The organism is Qipengyuania sp. NPDC077410 (assembly GCF_044543405.1).
Taxonomy (GTDB): Bacteria; Pseudomonadota; Alphaproteobacteria; order Sphingomonadales; family Sphingomonadaceae; genus Qipengyuania; species Qipengyuania pacifica.
The window spans coordinates 797,620-815,975 of record NZ_JBITWB010000001.1 but is presented as its reverse complement, the minus strand read 5'-3'; the positions used below and the strand labels follow the sequence as shown (position 1 = coordinate 815,975).

General features: G+C 67.3%; 19 protein-coding genes. 16 read left to right on the top strand and 3 right to left on the bottom strand.

The annotated features are described in order from the left end of the window. Nucleotides 1-85 precede the first annotated feature (85 nt). From ACIGGE_RS03925 to ACIGGE_RS03885, 9 genes are all read left to right on the top strand, one after another. Nucleotides 86-349, top strand: a complete 264-nt coding sequence (locus ACIGGE_RS03925) for a hypothetical protein (RefSeq protein ID WP_017502717.1) — start codon at nucleotides 86-88, stop codon at nucleotides 347-349. A 158-nt stretch (nucleotides 350-507) separates the two neighbouring features. Further along, entirely contained in the window at nucleotides 508-1,284 is a 777-nt protein-coding gene (locus ACIGGE_RS03920) for a DUF2285 domain-containing protein (protein ID WP_017502716.1), read from the top strand. 120 nt (nucleotides 1,285-1,404) lie between these two features. Beyond that, complete coding sequence (locus tag ACIGGE_RS03915; RefSeq protein WP_017502715.1) at nucleotides 1,405-1,671, top strand: AlpA family transcriptional regulator; 267 nt, start codon at nucleotides 1,405-1,407, stop codon at nucleotides 1,669-1,671. 6 nt (nucleotides 1,672-1,677) lie between these two features. Beyond that, nucleotides 1,678-2,571 carry a replication initiator protein A gene (locus ACIGGE_RS03910; RefSeq protein WP_017502714.1) on the top strand — a complete coding sequence of 298 codons (894 nt, stop codon included), beginning with the start codon at nucleotides 1,678-1,680 and terminating at the stop codon, nucleotides 2,569-2,571. Between the two features lie 271 nt (nucleotides 2,572-2,842). Beyond that, nucleotides 2,843-3,364: a DUF2840 domain-containing protein gene (locus ACIGGE_RS03905; protein ID WP_017502713.1), complete on the top strand. Its 522-nt coding sequence runs from the start codon at nucleotides 2,843-2,845 to the stop codon at nucleotides 3,362-3,364. Continuing rightward, nucleotides 3,361-3,939 (top strand): S26 family signal peptidase, encoded by a 579-nt coding sequence (locus ACIGGE_RS03900; RefSeq protein WP_017502712.1) that lies wholly within the window; start codon nucleotides 3,361-3,363, stop codon nucleotides 3,937-3,939. Before ACIGGE_RS03905 ends, ACIGGE_RS03900 begins: the two co-directional genes overlap by 4 nt. Continuing rightward, on the top strand, nucleotides 3,920-4,252 hold the full coding sequence (locus tag ACIGGE_RS03895; RefSeq protein ID WP_017502711.1) for a DUF736 domain-containing protein: 333 nt from the start codon (nucleotides 3,920-3,922) through the stop codon (nucleotides 4,250-4,252). Before ACIGGE_RS03900 ends, ACIGGE_RS03895 begins: the two co-directional genes overlap by 20 nt. Nucleotides 4,253-4,255: 3 nt before the next feature. Further along, a complete protein-coding gene (locus ACIGGE_RS03890) occupies nucleotides 4,256-5,158 on the top strand; it encodes a lytic transglycosylase domain-containing protein (RefSeq protein WP_026109513.1) in 903 nt (300 codons plus the stop codon). 259 nt (nucleotides 5,159-5,417) lie between these two features. Continuing rightward, a complete protein-coding gene (locus ACIGGE_RS03885) occupies nucleotides 5,418-7,148 on the top strand; it encodes a VirD2 family relaxase/mobilization nuclease (protein ID WP_026109512.1) in 1,731 nt (576 codons plus the stop codon). A gap of 48 nt (nucleotides 7,149-7,196) precedes the next feature. Here the strand turns inward: ACIGGE_RS03885 and ACIGGE_RS03880 are convergent, their stop codons facing one another. Genes ACIGGE_RS03880 through ACIGGE_RS03870 form a run of 3 tightly spaced genes read right to left on the bottom strand, consistent with a single transcriptional unit; the run spans nucleotide 7,197 to nucleotide 10,726 of the window. Beyond that, complete coding sequence (locus ACIGGE_RS03880) at nucleotides 7,197-7,694, bottom strand: PIN domain-containing protein (RefSeq protein WP_017502708.1); 498 nt, start codon at nucleotides 7,692-7,694, stop codon at nucleotides 7,197-7,199. 3 nt (nucleotides 7,695-7,697) lie between these two features. Then, nucleotides 7,698-10,205 (bottom strand): N-6 DNA methylase, encoded by a 2,508-nt coding sequence (locus ACIGGE_RS03875; RefSeq protein WP_282499693.1) that lies wholly within the window; start codon nucleotides 10,203-10,205, stop codon nucleotides 7,698-7,700. Continuing rightward, nucleotides 10,202-10,726 (bottom strand): hypothetical protein, encoded by a 525-nt coding sequence (locus ACIGGE_RS03870; RefSeq protein ID WP_017502706.1) that lies wholly within the window; start codon nucleotides 10,724-10,726, stop codon nucleotides 10,202-10,204. The genes ACIGGE_RS03875 and ACIGGE_RS03870 overlap by 4 nt, the downstream gene beginning before the upstream one ends. Nucleotides 10,727-10,967: 241 nt before the next feature. Here ACIGGE_RS03870 and ACIGGE_RS03865 point away from each other — a divergent pair, with 241 nt between their 5' ends. From ACIGGE_RS03865 to trbJ, 7 genes are all read left to right on the top strand, one after another. Further along, nucleotides 10,968-12,998, top strand: coding sequence for a conjugal transfer protein TraG (locus ACIGGE_RS03865; RefSeq protein WP_017502705.1), 2,031 nt, complete (start codon nucleotides 10,968-10,970; stop codon nucleotides 12,996-12,998). Then, on the top strand, nucleotides 12,995-13,414 hold the full coding sequence (locus tag ACIGGE_RS03860) for a CopG family ribbon-helix-helix protein (protein WP_017502704.1): 420 nt from the start codon (nucleotides 12,995-12,997) through the stop codon (nucleotides 13,412-13,414). Before ACIGGE_RS03865 ends, ACIGGE_RS03860 begins: the two co-directional genes overlap by 4 nt. A 140-nt stretch (nucleotides 13,415-13,554) precedes the next feature. Continuing rightward, nucleotides 13,555-14,541, top strand: coding sequence for a P-type conjugative transfer ATPase TrbB (gene trbB / locus ACIGGE_RS03855; protein WP_048938180.1), 987 nt, complete (start codon nucleotides 13,555-13,557; stop codon nucleotides 14,539-14,541). Next, the gene (locus ACIGGE_RS03850) at nucleotides 14,538-14,873 is read left to right on the top strand and encodes a TrbC/VirB2 family protein (protein WP_007406001.1); all 336 of its coding nucleotides are present in this window, start codon (nucleotides 14,538-14,540) and stop codon (nucleotides 14,871-14,873) included. Before trbB ends, ACIGGE_RS03850 begins: the two co-directional genes overlap by 4 nt. Beyond that, complete coding sequence (locus ACIGGE_RS03845) at nucleotides 14,870-15,151, top strand: VirB3 family type IV secretion system protein (protein ID WP_017503596.1); 282 nt, start codon at nucleotides 14,870-14,872, stop codon at nucleotides 15,149-15,151. The genes ACIGGE_RS03850 and ACIGGE_RS03845 overlap by 4 nt, the downstream gene beginning before the upstream one ends. After that, nucleotides 15,148-17,637, top strand: a complete 2,490-nt coding sequence (gene trbE, locus ACIGGE_RS03840) for a conjugal transfer protein TrbE (RefSeq protein WP_282499692.1) — start codon at nucleotides 15,148-15,150, stop codon at nucleotides 17,635-17,637. Before ACIGGE_RS03845 ends, trbE begins: the two co-directional genes overlap by 4 nt. Beyond that, nucleotides 17,634-18,350 (top strand): P-type conjugative transfer protein TrbJ, encoded by a 717-nt coding sequence (gene trbJ / locus ACIGGE_RS03835; protein WP_017503598.1) that lies wholly within the window; start codon nucleotides 17,634-17,636, stop codon nucleotides 18,348-18,350. Before trbE ends, trbJ begins: the two co-directional genes overlap by 4 nt. Nucleotides 18,351-18,356: the final 6 nt, after the last annotated feature.

The following is an 18,356-nucleotide window of genomic DNA, read 5'->3' as shown; positions in this document are numbered from 1 at the left end:
ACAGTGTAATTGCTTCGGTCCATTATGGTGTATAGCCTGCCAATCTGCGGGCGCAGGGAGCAATTGCTGAAAGCGAAGCGAGGCAATGGCCATAACTGCTTTCGAGGACAGCGCGCCTGATGCGCCGCACGTCACCGAGTATGACGAACGCCATCACCGCACCTACTGGCGACTGTTAGACGCGGCAGCGGAAAAAGCCGATTGGCGCGAGGCCGTGCGGATCATTTTCGGGATTGACCCGGAGAGGGAACCCGAACGCGCCCAGTTGGTCTACGACTCCCATCTTGCGCGCGCGAGATGGATGTCTGAGACCGGATATCGCCATTATCTACGTCCATCTGGCTCATAACGACCATTCTGTCAGCATCGCAAAAGCGCAGAAATCAGGCCAAATCGCTGACTTGAATCGGCTATGCGCCCACCCATTCGGCAGGGCTTCTCCATGCCCCCGCGACTGAGAAAATCTTCCAACGCGCTCCGCAGAGGGCCATGCTTGGGAGGGTCTCGATGCCGCCTGAGAAGGACTGGCGCGCGCCCCCGGACGAGGCCGGGGACGACGCGCTGCAATATTCGGATATCGCCATCGGCTATCTCAGCCGCAACGTGCGCTATCGCTCCGACTACCGCCGTGCGCTCGGCCGCGTGAAACGCGGCACGATCTCCGCCGACAATGCGACCGCCAACCTCGTGCAGCGCTGGGGCATCAGCTACCACGCCGCCCCCGGCTCGGCCTTCGACCGCAAGCTGGCGGTCGCGCGCCCAGACCTGTCGCCGGCCAGCATCGTCCTCGCGCCCGCGCTTGCCGGAATCGGCGCGCAACCTCTCGACATGCGAGCGCTCGGCGACGTTCGCGCGCGGATCAGGATGGGCGACTTCCTTCATATCATCCTCGCCGATCCCGATGGCGACGAGCATCTTTGCATGTGCGGTCCGTGTCACGGACCGATGGCCGTGATGCTGCCGATCGGACCTAACCCCTTCGCACGCCTCGCGTCGGTCGAGCGCCTGTGCCGCCGCCTCAACGGCATGGCGGCCGGCCCGCCAGCGTGGCGCCCGCCGCCCTTCCGGCGCCTGCACCTCGTCACCTTGCTGCAAGTGCTCGACGGCCACCAGGCAGGCGCCACTCAACGCGAGCTGGCCGCCTCGCTGATCCATCGCAGGGTCCGCCGCTACAGCGCCGCCGAATGGGTTGAAAGCAAGGAGCGCAAGCGCGTCCGCCGCTGGCTGGCCGAAGCCGTCGAGCTGCGGGACGGCGGCTATCTCCGCCTGCTGCGCGGCGGCTGACAGGGGACATTGCCGCTCCCCTCGGCGCTGTCCCTTCTCCGCGCCGGGGTCATTTCGCCAGGATCACCTCCTGTCCGCCGGACCCCTTTTTCGGGGCCGGCCATCATCAGGAGGATCATCATGGCCGAGCCTGTCGCCGCCACAACGCCACGCTATCTCAAGACGCCCGACGCGGCGATCCATCTCGGTCTCTCGGCCCGCACGCTGGAGAAGCACCGCTGCTACGGCACCGGCCCGGTGTTCCGCAGGCTCGGCGGCCGGATCGTCTATGCGATCGACGACCTCGACTCCTGGGCCGCGCTCGGCACCCGCCGCTCGACCTCCGATCCGGGCAACGGCGTCGTCTATCCCGCCAAGCGCCTCCCCACCGATTGCGTGCGCCGCTGAGCGCCGATGCCCACTGCACGCTCCCTCTCCGGCCGGTCCAGCGCCGAGCGCACGCAGCTTGAGCTGTTCCGCTCGGTCCCCGGCGACCTTGCGGCCCGCGACGCGCAGGACTTGATGGCCTGGCCGTTCTTCAGCCTCGCCAAATCCCGCCGCACCGCGCCCATCGACTTCCGCATGGGCGCGACGTGGATCTCGGTCGAGGCCGTGCCCGAGCATGGCATGGCGACTATTTGGGACGCCGACGTGCTGATATGGGCGGCGAGCCAGCTCATCGAGGCGCGCGACGCCGGACGGCCGACCTCGCGCCTTATGGTGACGACGCCGCACGAGATACTGGCGTTCACCCGGCGCGGCACCGGCAAGGCGAGCTACGAGCGGCTGAAGGCCGCGCTCGACCGCCTGCAATCCACCACCGTCGCCACCTCGATCCGGCAGCAGCACCAGCGCCGCCGCCATCGTTTCTCGTGGATCAACGAATGGCGCGAGCTGGCGGACGGCAACGGCCGTGCGCTCGGGATCGAGCTGATCCTGCCCGATTGGTTCTATGCCGGCGTGCTCGACCGCGCGCTCGTGCTGACCATCGACCGCGCCTATTTCGACCTGACGGGCGGCCTCGAACGCTGGCTCTACCGCATCGTGCGCAAGCATGGCGGACGGCAGAGCGGCGGCTGGAGCTTCGACGTTCCGCACCTTTACCTCAAATCCGGCGTGCTCTCGCCGCTGCGCCGGTTCGCGTTCGAGCTGCGCGCCATCGTCGCGCGCCAGCCGCTCCCCGGCTACGTCCTCACGCTCGAACATGCGCTCGGCCGCGACCGGCTGAACTTCGCTCCCGTCCCCGTCGATCCGTTCGACGCCGCCATGCGCCGCGTCGGCCTCAAGCCTGTGGAGAACTGGCCATGAGGTTCGGACTATCGGGAACAGCCGGATTCGGACGATCAAGAACGCCGGACACGGACTTTCGAGAACGCGCGGGCCTCGCAAACCCGCAGAAATCCTCGCGGAATCGCACCACTTCTAACGGTGCTAATAGAAAAGAATCCTTCGGATTCTTGCTAACGGCGCGCGCGGCTGTGGACAGCGCGGCCTTGCTCGCCGGCTCGACGCTCGCGCAGCGGCCAGGTCGCCGCCCTCGCACCGCCCCCGTCGCGAGCCTCATCCCCGGAGACCTCCCATGATCGACGATCAGCCCCCCGCCGTGCGCGGCGGCGGCGCGTTCAGCGCGCTCGCCCGCGACGGCCTCACCCATGTCGAGCTGACCTGGATCGAGAAGAAGCTGGAGCACTGGATACGCTTCGGCCGCGTCGCCCAGGACCGCATCCTGACCCGCCGAACCCGCGTGGTCGGCTTCCGACCGGGCGCCGTCTTCGCCTTCGTCCGCTGGGCGTCGAACGACTTCGGCACGATCGTCTCGCGCATCGACGTGGTGCGCGCGGTCGCGGCCAACGAAGCCTACACGACGTTGCCGTTCGTGCGGCCGGGCGGGGACATCCTGCTCAAGATCGAAGGCTGGCCCAAGGTCCAACAAGTGCTCGCGGCGATCGACGCGGTGGAGGCGGCCGGCGTCGATCCCTGCGACGCGGCGGCCGACCATTGGCGCCACGTCCACAACCGCATCGCCGTCGGCCAGCCGTCGCGCCTCTACACGATCGAGCGCCATCACGCCTGGCTCAAGCGCCGGGAGATCGAGGGATGACACGCCGCCGCTACGTCATGGCGACGGCCATCGCCGCATCCGCCTTCGCCGCGGCGTTCGTCGCTATCGCCGTCGCCAATCCGCTCCCGCGCGCCATCTGGAACGCCAGCGCCAGCGCGCCCATCGGCCTCTACCGCATCCATCCCGACCGCGATCCCGCCATCGGCGCGCTGGTCGCCGTCGCGCCGCCCGAACGGCTGGCGCATTGGCTTTCGACGCGCGGCTATCTGCCCGAGGGTGTGCCGCTCTTGAAGCATGTCGCGGCTAAAGCCGGGCAGCGGACATGCCGGATCGGCGATGCGGTGAGCGTCGATGGCCGGCGCGTCGCCATCGCCCGCGCGCGTGATGGCCAGGGCCGTCCGCTTCCGGTCTGGCAGGGGTGCCGCACGCTGCGATCGGGCGAGCTGCTGCTGCTCAATCCCGCCCATCCCGACAGTCTGGACGGCCGCTACTTCGGCCCGCTGCCGGCTTCCGCCGTCATCGGACGCGCGACGCCGCTCTATCTGCGCGCGCCGTCCCCATCGCCTTCCACCCCCGAAGCCAAGGAGATCGGCCATGCAAACCAATATCTTTGAATCCACCGCCGACGGCTATGCCGGCCGCGTCCGACTATTCGGTATCAACGAGGCGATCGTGCTTGTCGCGCTCGATCCGAGCGACGCCGAAAATGCGCCCGACTACCGCGTCCACCTCGACGACGAGGATGGCCCCGAGGTCGGCGGCGCGTGGAAACGGGTCGGCGAACGTGCCGGCGACTATATCGCGTTGGAGATCGACAGCCCGCTGTTCCCGGCGGCGTTCCGGCCGGTGCTGTTCCGTGCCGATGATGATGGACGGACGTTCAGGCTGTCGTGGAAACGCCCCCGGCCCCGCGACGATCGGAGCTGATCAGTGCCTTCCCCGATCATCCCTCTGTTCGCGGAAAGACCGCCTCATCCCTCCGTCCCGCTCGGTCGCAGGCCGGCCGGCGCGCGCAGCGAAGGTCAAGGGCGGCCCTCGGCCGGCGCTTCGCGCGCACCCTTTACCGGAGCGAGCACGCTGGCAGGCTGGCGGCGGAGCCGGGGCGTGTCGGCCGCCTTGCTCGCGGTCCTGCTGCTGCTCGCACCGAGCGCTGCGCCCGTCGCCGCGCGGGCGCAGGACGCGCCCGCCGAGAGAGCGGCCGCGCGCCATCCCTATGCCGCCCATGTCGCCGACGCAGCCGGGCGCTTCGGAATCCCCGAACGCTGGATATGGGCGGTCATGCGCGTCGAGAGCAACGGCGATGTCCGCGCCGTTTCGTCGGCCGGAGCGATGGGCCTGATGCAGATCATGCCCGCGACATGGGCCAGCCTGCGCGCACGCTATGGGCTTGGGGCTGACCCCTACGACGTGCGCGACAACATCATGGCGGGCGCGGCCTATCTGCGCGCGATGCACGACCGCTACGGCAACGCGACGGCGATGCTGGCAGCCTATAACGCGGGGCCGGGCCGCTACGACGAATATCTGTCGCGCGGTCGTCCGCTGCCCGTCGAGACCCGCGCCTATCTCGCAAAGCTGGCGTCGATCACCGGTGGTTCGGACGACACTCGGCTTGCCGCCGCGCCGCTGCCCGATCCCTTCGCTTGGCGCCGCGCTGCGCTGTTCGCGGTGCGGCCGGGCGCGGTTTCGCCTGCGCCGCGATCCGCCGATCGCACGGTATCCCAGGTGCCGCCGGAAGGGCCGGCCGACGACCGCGCCGGGCTTGTCATGGCCGATGCCGCGTCTCCCTCCAACGGCCTGTTCGTCCCGCTTTCCGGGCGGCCTCCGCCGTGAGCGGCTTTCGCGCGCTCTGGCGGGTTTCGGCGCAGGCTTTCGCAGCGCCGGAAGGGAGCAGGGCTGTCTTTCTGAAGGGGGAAGGTCGAGGGCAAGATAAAGGGCGGCAATGTGCGGAGCACCTGCGCCTCGGTTGTGGCCTTGATTCTCAAGGCTTTCGGGCATTGCTGCGCAATGTGTGCGGAAATCCCGCACTGTGCGGCGCTGGCTGGAAACCAGCAGCGCGCAGGGTTTGCCGCACATTGCGGCCTGTCCCGGCATGAGCCGCGACGACGATTTCCGCCTCCGGCCAGGCCGTATCCGCTCGCGCGGTAGCCAGCGGGCGCTGCCGATCATCGTCCAAGCGCTCGCCGCCGCGCAGCGGGCCGGCGGCCATGTCTCGCGCCGCGGCCAGATCGTCGCGCCGGGCCGCTCGACCTTCGGTCGGGGCCGCGTGGCGAGCGTCCGCGCGACCCATCGGCTCGGCCACCGATCGCGCCAGGTCATCGTCAAGGCGCGCGTGGTCCGGCATGGCGGCCGCGCCTCGCTCGCGGCTCATCTCAACTACCTGCAACGCGATGGCGTCACCCGCGACGGCGAGCGGGGCGTGCTGTTCGGCGCCGACGCAGACGGCCTCGACCGCAACGAGTTCGCCGCCCGCTGCGAGGACGACCGGCATCATTTCCGGTTCATCGTCTCGCCCGAGGATGCCGAGCAGATGCGCGACCTCAAGGGTTTCACCCGCGAGCTGATGACCCGCATGGAAAAGGATCTCGGCACCCGCCTGGACTGGCGGGCCGTCGAGCACTGGAACACCGACAATCCCCACATCCACATCATAGTGCGGGGCGTCGGCGAGGACGGGCAGAACCTCATCATCTCGCGCGACTATATCCGCGAAGGGATGCGGGCGCAGGCGCGCGAGATCGTCACCCAAGAACTCGGCCCGCGCACCGACCTTGAAATCCGGCAATCGCTGGAGCGGCAGATCGAAGCCGAGCGCTGGACCGAGATCGACCGCGACCTGTCGCGGACCATGCAGCGCAACGGCCTGATCGACATGGCGCCCGAGCCCAGCGTCCGGCCGGACGGCGACCATGTGCTGAGGATGGGACGGCTGCGCAAGCTGGAGCGGCTCGGCCTCGCCAGCGAGATCGCGCCCGGCCAGTGGACGTTGGCCGGCGATGCCCAGGCGGCGCTGCGCGAACTCGGCGAGCGCGACGACATCATCAAGCGAATGCACAAGGCGATGAGCGACCGCGGCATCGACCGGGGCGCCGGCAGCTATGTCCTCGACGCCGATCCCGCTCAGCCCGTTATCGGCCGGCTGGTCGATCGCGGCCTGCATGACGAGCTGACCGGCAAAGCCTATGCGATCGTGGACGGGATCGACGGCCGCACCCACCATGTCCAGCTTCCCGACATCGAGGCGACCGGCGATTGCCGGCCCGGCGCGATCGTCGAGCTGCGCCGCTTCGAGGACCGGAAAGGCCGGCAGCGGGTGGCGCTGGCCGTGCGCTCCGACATGGACCTTGAGGCGCAGGTCCGCGCGCCGGGTGCGACCTGGCTCGACCGGCGCAACCTGTCAGGCGACGGCCATGATCTCGGCGGCGGGTTCGGGACCGAAGTGCGCGCCGCGATGGAGGCCCGCGCCGAGCATCTCGCCGACGAGGGGCTCGCGCGGCGGCAGGGACAGCGGATCATCTTCGCGCGCAACCTGCTCGACACGCTCCGCCGCCGCGAGCTGGACGCGGCCGCCAAGGACTTGTCGGCCGAGATCGGCCAGCCGCACGCGCCGTCCAAGGCCGGGGAGTATGTCGCGGGCACGGTGCGCCAGCGGATCACGCTCGCCTCGGGGCGCTTCGCCATGATCGACAATGGCCTGAGCTTCCAGCTCGTGCCCTGGTCGCCCTCGCTCGACCGCCAGATCGGCAAGCACATCTCCGGCGTCATGCGTACGGGCGGCGGGGTAGATTGGTCGTTCGGGCGCGGCCGAGGGCTAGGCCTTTAGCGGAAGGGTTTGGGGCCGAGAGCGAGCTGAAGCAAAAGAAGGAGTCGCTCAGACGAGAAGAACGCGAAGGTCCGGAACCACCGGCGCAATCACTTGAGTGAAATCCCGGTCGGAGGTGACGACGACATAGTTTCGTTCAAGCGCTTGTGCCGCAATCCAGAGATCATTCTCATCGATCTGCAGAAGCTGGCCGCTCACACGATCGGTCCAGGCCTCGACCCAGCGTGGAATACGGCGCCTGATGTCGATCCGCGCCAGCGCGACGCTCGATTTAACGGTCGCGAAGGCATCTGCCGTGTGCCGTGTGACTTCGGCCAACGGGTGTGCCTCGGTGCTGACGAGGCACGCTTCAATGTGCGTGAGCGGCTGGCTTGCGGCGCGCGCGAGCGCTAACCCGAACCTGAGCTCGCCGACCGTTACTACCGATACGAGCTGCGCGGCTTGCGCCGGTAAGTCGGCGACTGCCTGGCGGACGGCGATATGATTGGGCCTCCGCGCGTCATAGAGCACGGACACAAGGTTCGTATCGAGCAGATAGGTGTCCATCCGCTACTGGACGTAGCGCCTGAGCCGCTCAACCTCGTGCTCCGGTGCCGGCGTGAAGACGTCGAGCGCCCAGGCGCCAGTGTTTTCGCGTAGCAGCGGGCCGACATATTCGTGCAGCGGGAGGTAGGCGGTAAAGTCCTCTGGGAACCAGCCCTTGAAGGTATGTGCGACACGCCGTTCAGCTTCATGTCCACGAAACGCTTCGAGCAATCGTCGCTCCAGACGAGGAGGCAGATCGAAGGCCTTCAAGAGCTGCGCGTCGATATCGATCAGCAACCCTTCCAACCGCTCGTCGATCTCGGGCGTGCGTAGCGCATGGGCTGCGGCGGCGCCAAGCGCGTCGCGGTAGCGCCACACTGCGGCGACCACGTCACCAAGCGCGCCCCGCTTTGGCAACGGCAGCTGCTTCATAACAACATTGGTGAGATGCTGGTTCGAGGCCCGCTCGAGGACGAAGGCGCTCGCCAGCGGGCTGTTGATCAGCGCTTCGATCGCTTCCACTGGCAGGTCTGATGTGGTCGGCCAGATGCCAAAGAACGCCTGCGACGGCACGAGCCCGCTCGCGTCTAGCGCGCCATCCAGCCGCCAGGGGCCACGCGACCGGCGCGCCACGTTGACCAGTATTTTGGGTTTGTCCCAGGCGCGCGTGAGTGGACCGAACCGATATGCGGATTCCTCGCGCATATCGACGAAGCCGGTCGTGGTGATACTAAATTGAAGAAGCGAGTCCGCGGGCTTGAAAATTCCTCTGGCAAAGCCCTCCCGAGGAACTGCGCTCCAGCCGGCAGACTGGCTGATCCACTGAAGGCCGCGATGAACTTCGGCTTGACCACCAAGCACGGGATAGTCCGCCAGATATTCCCAGACCTCGTCGAGCGCACCAATCCAAAGGTCCCCCGAACATACCAGCTTGGTGCGGCGGCGCTCGGTGGTGACCTTACCCGTCATGAGAAAATCCGGACGGCCTCGGTCGGTGACTTCGACGGAGCGCAACTGGCTCGGAAGATTCTTCGCATCAGCGTCGCGCTGGCCGGTGGCGATGATCACGGCCGCCTCCAGCCCGGCACGCTGAAAGATGCGGTCAGGAAGCGATGTCAGCTCGATCCGGTCATATGTGTCAGCGAGCAGCTGGCGCAGTTCGCCATATTGCTTCTGGCGGAGAAAGCCTTGCGGCAAAACGAAACCCAGCGCTTGGGGCTTGGCTTCGATGAGCGTCCGCAGCACCGCCATCGGCTTCGAGAACGACTTTGCCGCCATCTCGGGATAGCGCTGGCGCTCTTCGCTGTCGAAGTCCTCCCAGGGTGGGTTGCACAGGACGATGCGCTTGCCAGCGGCATCTGCTCGAAGCGCGTCTTTCTCGAACAAGTCCTTGGATGCGATTTTCCAGCCATTTGCGTTGGGGTAATCAGCAAGGATCAGCGATAGCGTCGCGACTTCACAGGCGAAGCTGTCGAGTTCCGCACCGCTGATCCGCTTGACGAGAAAAGCGTGCCGCTCCTCGCCGGTGAGCGTATCGGGAAGCTGATCGCGCAGGTGCCGCAGTGCCGCGACGAGGAACATACCCGCGCCAGCGAACGGCTCGTAGATCGTTATGTCCTCAAGATCGAAGCGGCCGAGATCGAGTTGGCCAACGACATATTCAGCCACTTGTCTGGGGGTAGAGTGCGTGCCGAAGCGTTTGCGCGTGTCAGCCGTCACCAGCGTGTTTTCGTAAACGAATGCCAAACTGTCCGACGAAATGTTCCGGAAGGTGATGGCGCCGCGAAGCGTCGTCCATGCAGTCTCCACGGCCGACGACGGAAGGGCATCGACCGCGGGCCGCAGCATATGATCGAGATGATAATAGGTCTCGATGCCGGCGAGCACATCGCGCACCGGCGCATGGGTCCATGATGTCGCGTCAGGATGCTGGCGATCGATCAGGATTTTGGCGGCAAGGAGCCTGAAGGTGGTGCGGAAAACCGCTTCTTCGCGTTGCGGATCGTCGATCCCGGACAGCAGTTGGGCAATGACTTCGCCGAGCAGCCGATCGAGCTTCACTTCGATCTCATGTTCGATCGCCGGCATCAGTCCCAGATCGACGAAGTCGAGCTGATAGGCCGTCTGGGTCTGGGCCAGCGACTTGGCGCGGTGAACCGCGTGTGGGTTCCAATTGTCGGCATTGCGCTCGAACAGCGCGTCCAGCTGGTCGAGCGGAACCCGTTCGCTCAGACGTGGCTTGCCTTCCGCGCCGACCCGCCAGACCCCGACATCTTCAGGGCTGATCGAGAACAAGATCGGCGCACCGAGCGCCCGGCGGCGTAGCACGGCGTCCGCATCGTGCGTGCCGGTAATCACGCCAAAGGCGGCCGAGCGATAGGATTCGGGAACTTGTGTGAACGCGGCAAGTGCGACGCACTGTTCCTCGCCCGCCTCCGACAGCACATCGGCGAAGCTATAGTCGTGGATGAGCGATTCCGGTCGATAGCCGATCGCACGCAGTCCCGCTTCGATTCTGGCGAGCGCGGTCACGCCGCGTCACCTTCGGCAGTGCGCAGCATGATGCCGCCCTCTGCGTCAGCCGGCGCTTCGCTTCGGCGCAATCCCACCGCCGGAAAGAGAGGGAGTTGCGCGATCGGCTCGGAGACGCCGAAGCCCTGCGACAGCGCCTCAAGATGGGCGTTGAGCCGAAGCAGGATTGCATCCTGGTCGGCCGGCAACGGATCGCTACCACCGAGCAGCGCACAGCTATCGAGTCCAAAGATAACGAGCCGGTGGTTCCACAGGCCCGGAAAGGACCGGCCGTTCAATAGCTCGCGTGCGCGAAGCAGCAGGTCGCGATGGACTTGGAGTTCGACATGGAACCGGCTGCGCATAACGACGGCGAGCCGGAGCAACAGCACTGTCTGCCAGCCGAATTGAGCCTGCTGACCCTGGCGTGATGCCGGGACGTCCGGATGAATGAGCCTGCGCCGCACGGTCCATTCGCGCAGCTGATCAGCCGAAAGCCCGGTCAGCTTCAGGACATCCCGCGATCCGATTAGACGCACCATTTTTCTCCGGTTCGGGTATGATGCCCGAACTTGGATCGGGTATCATACCCATTCTGGTTGGTAAAGCACCTTGTTCTCGATCTGTCCGCTCTGATAGCGCGCGACATACGGGACCGTTCAATCGATCACCGTCGAAAACATAGCAGACTAAACTACGCTACTCCCTGTATTTCTACGCTAGACTTCCCTCAACAATAACAGTGACTTGATTTGATGTCCGGTACGCATCGACCTCGGTGCCATGTCGGCAACCAAAATCCTTTGGGGTCAGGTCTTCACGGTCTTCCTGATCGTGCTCGCAGCCATTTGGGCCGCGACGCAATGGACGGCCGCAGCGCTCGCCTATCAGCCCCAGCTTGGGGCGCCCTGGTTCATGCTCGGCGACTGGCCGATCTATCCGCCGCCGGCCTTCTTCTGGTGGTGGTTTTCGTTTGACGCCTACGCGCCGGAGATATTCCAGACCGGCGCGTTCATCGCTGTGTCGGGCGGGTTCGCCGCGATCGTCGTCGCCATCGGCATGTCGGTCTGGCGTGCGCGCGAGCTGAAGAACGCCGAGACCTATGGCTCGGCGCGCTGGGCGACGCGCGGGGAGATCGCCGCCGCTGGGCTGCTGGGCGACAGCGGCGTCATGCTCGGTCGGCTCGGGCGCGACTACCTGCGCCACGACGGCCCCGAGCATGTGCTGTGCTTCGCGCCGACCCGGAGCGGCAAGGGCGTCGGCCTGGTCGTGCCGACGCTGCTCACCTGGCCGGGCTCGGCGATCGTGCATGACATCAAGGGCGAGAATTGGCAGCTCACCGCCGGCTTTCGCGCCCGGCACGCGCGGGTGCTGCTGTTCGATCCGACCAACGGCGCGTCGGCCGCCTACAACCCCCTGCTCGAAATCCGCAAGGGCGCCTGGGAAGTGCGCGACGTGCAGAACGTCGCCGACGTGCTGGTGGACCCGGAAGGTTCGCTGGAGAAGCGCAACCACTGGGAGAAGACCTCCCATGCCCTACTGGTCGGCACGATCCTCCATGTCCTCTACGCCGAGGCCGACAAGACGCTGGCGGGCGTCGCCGCCTTCCTGTCCGATCCCCGCCGCCCGATCGAGAGCACGCTATGGGCGATGATGACGACGCCGCATTTGGGGGAGGCCGGCGTCCATCCCGTCGTCGCCTCGGCCGCGCGCGAGCTGCTCAACAAATCGGCCAACGAGCGATCGGGCGTGCTCTCGACCGCCATGTCGTTCCTCGGCCTCTATCGCGATCCCGTCGTCGCGCAGGTCACGCGCACCTGCGAATGGCGCATCAAGGATCTGGTCGAGGGCGAGCTGCCGGTCACGCTCTACCTCGTCGTGCCGCCCAGCGACATCTCACGCACCAAGCCGCTCATTCGCCTCATCCTCAACCAGATCGGGCGCCGGCTCACTGAGGACCTGAAGGCGCGGCAATCGCGCCACCGGCTGCTGTTGATGCTCGACGAGTTTCCGGCGCTCGGCCGACTCGACTTCTTCGAGAGCGCGCTGGCGTTCATGGCCGGCTACGGCATCCAGAGCTTCCTCATCGCCCAGAGCCTCAACCAGATCGAGAAGGCTTACGGGCCGAACAACGCGATCCTCGACAATTGCCATGTGCGCGTGAGCTTCGCCACCAACGACGAGCGCACCGCCAAGCGCATCTCGGACGCGCTCGGCACCGCGACCGAGATGCGGGCGATGAAGAACTACGCCGGCCACCGGCTTTCGCCCTGGCTCGGGCATTTGATGGTGTCGCGCTCTGAGACCGCCCGCCAACTCCTCACCCCCGGCGAGATCATGCAGCTACCGCCCGACGACGAGATCGTCATGGTCGCGGGCATCCCGCCGATCCGGGCAAAGAAGGCCCGCTACTTCAAGGACCGGCGGTTCACGCAGCGGGTGATGTCGCCGCCTGACATGAATGTCGGAGGCGGCCCGCCGCGCCCCGACGACTGGAGCGGCCTGGCGCCGATCGAGGCGCCGCCGATGCCCGAGCCGATCGAGCATGAATCGCCCAAGAAGCCGATGAAGAAAAAGGCCGCCAAGAAGGCGGGTGCTGAGGACGATGCCGCGAACGGGGACCTGCGCCGCGAGCCGGCGCTGGAGCCCCACATCGACATCGCGCCGACGCCCCGGCCCGCGCCCGCCAACGAGTTCGAGCTGGACGAGCCGGACCCCGATAGCGATGCGGCGCGGCAGGCGACGGTGCGCCGCCAGATGCAGCGCGTGGCCCGGCAGGCGTCGCTCGATCCCGAGGACGGCATCGAGCTATGAGCACCAAGACGCCGCTGTCGGTCTATCTTGACCCCGAGCTGATGCGCGCGCTCGCCGCCTATGCCGACCGCAGGGACAAGTCCCGGTCGCTGATCGCCGAGGCGGCCATCGCATCCTTCCTGTCGCCCGACGCCGACGAGCAGCGCGAGGCCGCCATCGCCAAGCGTCTCGACAAGCTGGACCGCCGCATCACCCGGCTGGAGCGCGACACGGGGATCGGTGTCGAGATGATCGCGCTGTTCGTGCGCTTCTGGCTGTCGAACACTCCGCCGCCGCCCGAGAGCGAGCGGGCCGCGATGCGTCGCCAGGGCGGCGACCGCTACGACGCCTTCATGGATGCGCTCGGCCGCCGACTCGCGAAGGGTTCGAAGGTCAGGCAAGAAATTGGCGAGGACTTTCCGCTCCAAGAAGAATGAGCTGACTACGCCAGTTCTTGTATCTCTACGCCAGACTACGACGACCACATTTACTTATTGAAGCACGGTCTTTTCTGCCTCTCTTGATGTGCCCCTGACGCCGGGCGGCGGCTCGCCCGGCCCTCATCAGGGGCTTTTTTTTGACCGTCCATCCGATCCGTTCCGAGGCGAAGACACGCGGCGCGCGGATGCTGCGCACGGCGCTCGGCCCGTCGATCGCGGCCTGGCTCGACGATGCCGCCGTCATCGAGGTGATGCTGAACCCGGACGGCCGGCTGTGGGTCGATCGGCTCGGCGAAGGCATCAGCGACACCGGCATGAAGCTGGCCGCCGCGGACGGCGAGCGCATCGTTCGCTTGGTCGCGCACCATGTCGGCGTCGAGGTTCATGCCCGGTCCCCGCGCGTCTCGGCCGAGCTGCCCGAAGGAGGGGAGCGGTTCGAGGGGTTGCTGCCCCCCGTCGTCGTCGCGCCCGCCTTCGCGATCCGCAAGCCCGCCGTCGCCGTCTTCACGCTCGATGAATACGCGGCGGCCGGGATCATGTCGCCGGCCGAGGCCGCGGCGCTGCGTGATGGCGTCGCCGCCCGCGCCAACATCCTCGTGGCAGGCGGGACCGGCAGCGGCAAGACCACGCTGGTCAATGCGCTCCTGGCCGAAGTCGCCAAGACCACCGACCGCATCGTCCTGATCGAAGACACGCGCGAGCTTCAGTGCGCCGCGCCGAACCTCGTCGCCATGCGGACCAAGGATGGCGTCGTCACGCTGTCCGATCTCGTGCGGTCCAGCCTGCGGCTGCGCCCCGACCGCATCCCCATCGGCGAGGTGCGCGGCGCCGAGGCGCTCGACCTCCTCAAAGCCTGGGGCACCGGCCACCCCGGCGGCATCGGCACCATCCACGCCGGGACCGCGCTCGGGGCGCTGCGCCGCATGGAGCAGCTCATTCAGGAGGCCGTCGTCACGGTTCCCCGCGCGCTGCTCGCCGAGACCATCGACCTGATCGCCGTGCTGGTTCGCGACGGGCACGGTCGCCGCCTCGCCGAGCTGGCTCGCGTCGAGGGGATCGACGCCGAGACCGGCGATTACCGCCTGACCCCCCTCGCACCCCCCAACCTCGGAGACGCACCATGATCCATGCCCTTCGGCATGGCGCACGCCGCGCCATGCTCGCCGCCACCGCCAGCGTCATCGCGCTCACCATCTCGGCGCCCGCCCACGCGGGCGGGTCGTCGATGCCGTGGGAAGCCCCGCTGCAATCCATCCTCGAAAGCATCGAGGGGCCGGTCGCGAAGATCATCGCGGTCATCATCATCATCGTGACCGGCCTCACCTTGGCCTTCGGCGACACCTCGGGCGGCTTTCGCCGGCTGATCCAGATCGTCTTCGGCCTGTCGATCGCCTTCGCCGCGTCGAGCTTCTTTTTGTCGTTCTTCTCGTTCGGCGGCGGGGCGCTGATCGCATGACGGGCGCGGCCGATCCCGTCGAGCCGATCGCCGGCTTCTATGCGCCGGTCCATCGGGCGCTGACCGAGCCGATCCTGCTCGGCGGCGCCCCGCGCTCGCTCGCCATCGTCAACGGCACGCTCGCCGGCGCGATCGGCCTCGGCCTTCGCCTCTGGATCGCCGGGCTGGCGATTTGGGCAATCGGTCATGCGTTGTCGGTTTGGGCCGCGCGCCGTGATCCGCAGTTCGTGGACGTGGCCCGGCGGCACCTCCGCTATCCGGCGTGGATGCGGCCATGATGGGCCTGCGCGAATACAGGAATCGCGCCGCCCACCTGGCCGACTTCCTGCCCTGGGCCGCGCTGGTCGGCGAGGGCGTCGTTCTCAACAAGGACGGCAGCTTTCAGCGCACGGCGCGTTTCCGTGGCCCCGATCTCGACAGCGCCACACCCGCCGAGCTGGTCGCCACCACCGCGCGGCTCAACAACGCGCTCCGGCGTCTCGGCTCGGGCTGGGCGATCTTTGTCGAGGCGCAGCGCAGTCCCGCGCTCGACTACCCCGATTCCGATTTTCCCGATTCGGTCTCGGCGCTCGTGGACATGGAGCGCCGCGAACAGTTCCGCGAGGAAGGCGCGCATTTCGAGAGCGCCTATTATCTCACCCTGCTGTGGATGCCGCCGGCCGAGGAAGCGGCGCGCGCGGAAGGGTGGCTCTACGAGGGCCGGTCCACCAGCGGCGTCGATCCGTGGGAACTGCTCAAGGGCTTCGCCGACCGCAGCGACCGCGTTCTCAATCTGGTCGAGGGCTTCGTGCCCGAGGTCCGCTGGCTCGATGACGGCGAGACGCTGACCTACCTGCACAGCACCATCTCAACCCGCCGCCAGCGCGTGCGCGTGCCGGAAACTCCGATGCACCTCGACGCGCTACTCGCCGACGAGCCGCTGACCGGCGGGCTCGAACCGAAGCTCGGCGAGCACCATCTGCGCACGCTCACCATCGTCGGCTTCCCGAGCGTGACCTTCCCCGGCCTGCTCGACGAGCTGAACCGGCTCGCCTTCGAGTATCGCTGGTCCACCCGCGCGCTGATGCTCGACAAGACCGACGCGACCAAGCTGCTGACCAGGATCAGGCGGCAATGGTTCGCCAAGCGCAAATCGGTCGCGGCCATCCTCAAGGAAGTCATGACCAACGAGGCGTCCACGCTGCTCGACAGCGACGCCTCGAACAAGGCCGCCGACGCCGACACCGCCTTGCAAGAGCTGGGCTCCGACTATGCCGGCATGGCCTATGTCACCGCGACGGTGACGGTGTGGGACGGCGATCCCGCCATTGCGGCCGAGAAGCTGCGGCTGGTCGAGAAGGTCATCCAGGGCCGCGACTTCACCGTGATCCCCGAGGGGATGAACGCGATCGAGGCATGGCTGGGGAGCCTGCCCGGCCACACCTACGCCAACGTCCGGCAACCGCCGATCTCCACCATCAATCTCGCCCATCTGATCCCCCTGTCAGCAGTATGGGCGGGGCCGGAACGGGACGAGCACTTCGGACAACCCCCCTTGCTCTATGGCAGGACCGAAGGCTCGACCCCGTTCCGGTTTTCCCTTCACCCCGATGGCAGCGATGTCGGCCACACGCTGATCGTCGGCCCGACCGGCGCGGGCAAGTCGGTGCTGCTCGCGCTAATGGCGATGCAGTTCCGCCGCTACGAGAACGCCCAGGTCTTCGCGTTCGACTTCGGTGGCTCGATCCGCGCCGCCACGCTGGCGGCGGGCGGAGACTGGCAGGATCTCGGGCTGTCCGACGACGGCGACGGCAGCGTCCAGCTACAGCCGCTCGCCCGTATCGACGATCCGGCCGAGCGCGCATGGGCGGCCGAATGGCTGGCGGCGATCCTCGCCAGCGAAGGCGTCCCCGTCGATCCGCAGGCCAAGGAGCATCTGTGGTCGGCGCTCGGCTCCCTTGCCAGTGCGCCCGTGCCGGAACGCACGCTGACCGGGCTCGCGGTTCTGCTCCAGAGCCAGCAGCTCAAGCAGGCGCTCGCCCCCTATTGCCTTGGTGGACCGTGGGGCCGGCTGCTCGATGCCGAGGTCGAACGGCTCGGCGAAGCGTCGGTGCAGGCGTTCGAGACGGAGGGCCTGGTTGGCGGCGGATCAGCCGCCTCCGTCCTGTCCTACCTGTTCCACCGGATCGAAGGCCGGCTGGACGGCTCGCCGACGCTCATCATCATCGACGAGGGCTGGCTGGTTCTCGACACCCCCGACTTCGCAGCCCAGCTCCGCGAATGGCTTAAGACCTTGCGGAAGAAGAACGCCAGCGTCGTTTTCGCCACGCAGAGCCTGGCCGACATCGAAACCTCTAACATCGCGCCGGCCATCATCGAGAGCTGCCCGACGCGCATCTTCCTGCCGAACGAGCGCGCCGCCGAGCCGCAGATCGCCGCCATCTACGAACGGTTCGGCCTCAACGCTCGCCAGATCGAAATCCTCAGCCGGGCCACGCCCAAGCGCGACTATTACTGCCAGTCGCGGCGCGGCAACCGGCTGTTCGAGCTGGGGCTAGGCGAGGTCGCGTTGGCCTTCGCCGCCGCGTCTTCCAAGACCGATCAGCTCCGCATCGCCGAACTGGTCGAGACCCACGGCCGCGAGCGCTTCGCCGCCGAATGGCTGCGCCATCGCGGCCTGGCCTGGGCGGTCGATCTTCTTCCCGAACCCCAACTCGATCCGCTGGCCGGTCGCCGGGAAGATGCCGGCCAGCTCCCCCTTGCCTTGAAGGACACGACCCCATGAAACCCAATATCCTGCGCCGCGCCATGCTGGCCGGCGCCATCGCCACATCGAGCATGATCGGCATCACCGCCGCCACGCCGGCGCACGCTCAGTTCGGCGGGATCGTCTATGACCCGACCAATTATGCGCAGAACGTGCTGACGGCCGCGCGGTCGCTCCAGCAGGTCAACAACCAGATTCAGCAAATCCAGCAGCAGGCGACCAGTCTCGTCAACGAGGCGCGCAACCTGGCTTCGCTGCCGTTCAGCTCGCTCCAGCAGTTGCAGCAGCAGGTGCAGCGCACCCAGCAGCTTCTCGGCGAGGCGCAGCGCATCGCTTATGACGTGCAGAACGTCCAGCAGGTGTTCAACGGCCGCTACAAGGGCGCGGCGCTCACCGGCACCCACGCGCAGATGGTCGCCAACGCCAATGCCCGCTGGGAGGATAGCGTCGGCGCCTTTCAGGATGCCTTGCAGGTGCAGGCCGGCGTCGTCGGCAACATCGAAGGCGCCCGCACGACGATGTACAGCCTGGTCTCGGCCAGCCAGTCGGCGACCGGCGCGCTCCAGGCGACGCAGGCGGGCAACGAGCTCCTCGCGCTGCAATCGCAGCAGCTCGCCGACCTCACCGCCGCGGTCGCGGCGCAGGGCCGGGCGCAGGCGCTGCAATCCGCCCGCCAGGCGGCCGAGGAGGCCGAAGGGCGCGAGCGGTTCCGCCGCTTCATGGGCAACTGAGACGCC

What these genes read in the sequence shown, in the direction of transcription:
- ACIGGE_RS03925 (WP_017502717.1), top strand. Translation starts at nt 86, where the DNA reads ATGGCCATAACTGCTTTCGAGGACAGCGCGCCTGATGCGCCGCACGTC.
- ACIGGE_RS03920 (WP_017502716.1), top strand. Translation starts at nt 508, where the DNA reads ATGCCGCCTGAGAAGGACTGGCGCGCGCCCCCGGACGAGGCCGGGGAC.
- ACIGGE_RS03915 (WP_017502715.1), top strand. Translation starts at nt 1,405, where the DNA reads ATGGCCGAGCCTGTCGCCGCCACAACGCCACGCTATCTCAAGACGCCC.
- ACIGGE_RS03910 (WP_017502714.1), top strand. Translation starts at nt 1,678, where the DNA reads ATGCCCACTGCACGCTCCCTCTCCGGCCGGTCCAGCGCCGAGCGCACG.
- ACIGGE_RS03905 (WP_017502713.1), top strand. Translation starts at nt 2,843, where the DNA reads ATGATCGACGATCAGCCCCCCGCCGTGCGCGGCGGCGGCGCGTTCAGC.
- ACIGGE_RS03900 (WP_017502712.1), top strand. Translation starts at nt 3,361, where the DNA reads ATGACACGCCGCCGCTACGTCATGGCGACGGCCATCGCCGCATCCGCC.
- ACIGGE_RS03895 (WP_017502711.1), top strand. Translation starts at nt 3,920, where the DNA reads ATGCAAACCAATATCTTTGAATCCACCGCCGACGGCTATGCCGGCCGC.
- ACIGGE_RS03885 (WP_026109512.1), top strand. Translation starts at nt 5,418, where the DNA reads ATGAGCCGCGACGACGATTTCCGCCTCCGGCCAGGCCGTATCCGCTCG.
- ACIGGE_RS03880 (WP_017502708.1), bottom strand. Translation starts at nt 7,694, where the DNA reads ATGGACACCTATCTGCTCGATACGAACCTTGTGTCCGTGCTCTATGAC.
- ACIGGE_RS03870 (WP_017502706.1), bottom strand. Translation starts at nt 10,726, where the DNA reads ATGGTGCGTCTAATCGGATCGCGGGATGTCCTGAAGCTGACCGGGCTT.
- ACIGGE_RS03865 (WP_017502705.1), top strand. Translation starts at nt 10,968, where the DNA reads ATGTCGGCAACCAAAATCCTTTGGGGTCAGGTCTTCACGGTCTTCCTG.
- ACIGGE_RS03860 (WP_017502704.1), top strand. Translation starts at nt 12,995, where the DNA reads ATGAGCACCAAGACGCCGCTGTCGGTCTATCTTGACCCCGAGCTGATG.
- ACIGGE_RS03850 (WP_007406001.1), top strand. Translation starts at nt 14,538, where the DNA reads ATGATCCATGCCCTTCGGCATGGCGCACGCCGCGCCATGCTCGCCGCC.
- ACIGGE_RS03845 (WP_017503596.1), top strand. Translation starts at nt 14,870, where the DNA reads ATGACGGGCGCGGCCGATCCCGTCGAGCCGATCGCCGGCTTCTATGCG.
- trbE (WP_282499692.1), top strand. Translation starts at nt 15,148, where the DNA reads ATGATGGGCCTGCGCGAATACAGGAATCGCGCCGCCCACCTGGCCGAC.
- trbJ (WP_017503598.1), top strand. Translation starts at nt 17,634, where the DNA reads ATGAAACCCAATATCCTGCGCCGCGCCATGCTGGCCGGCGCCATCGCC.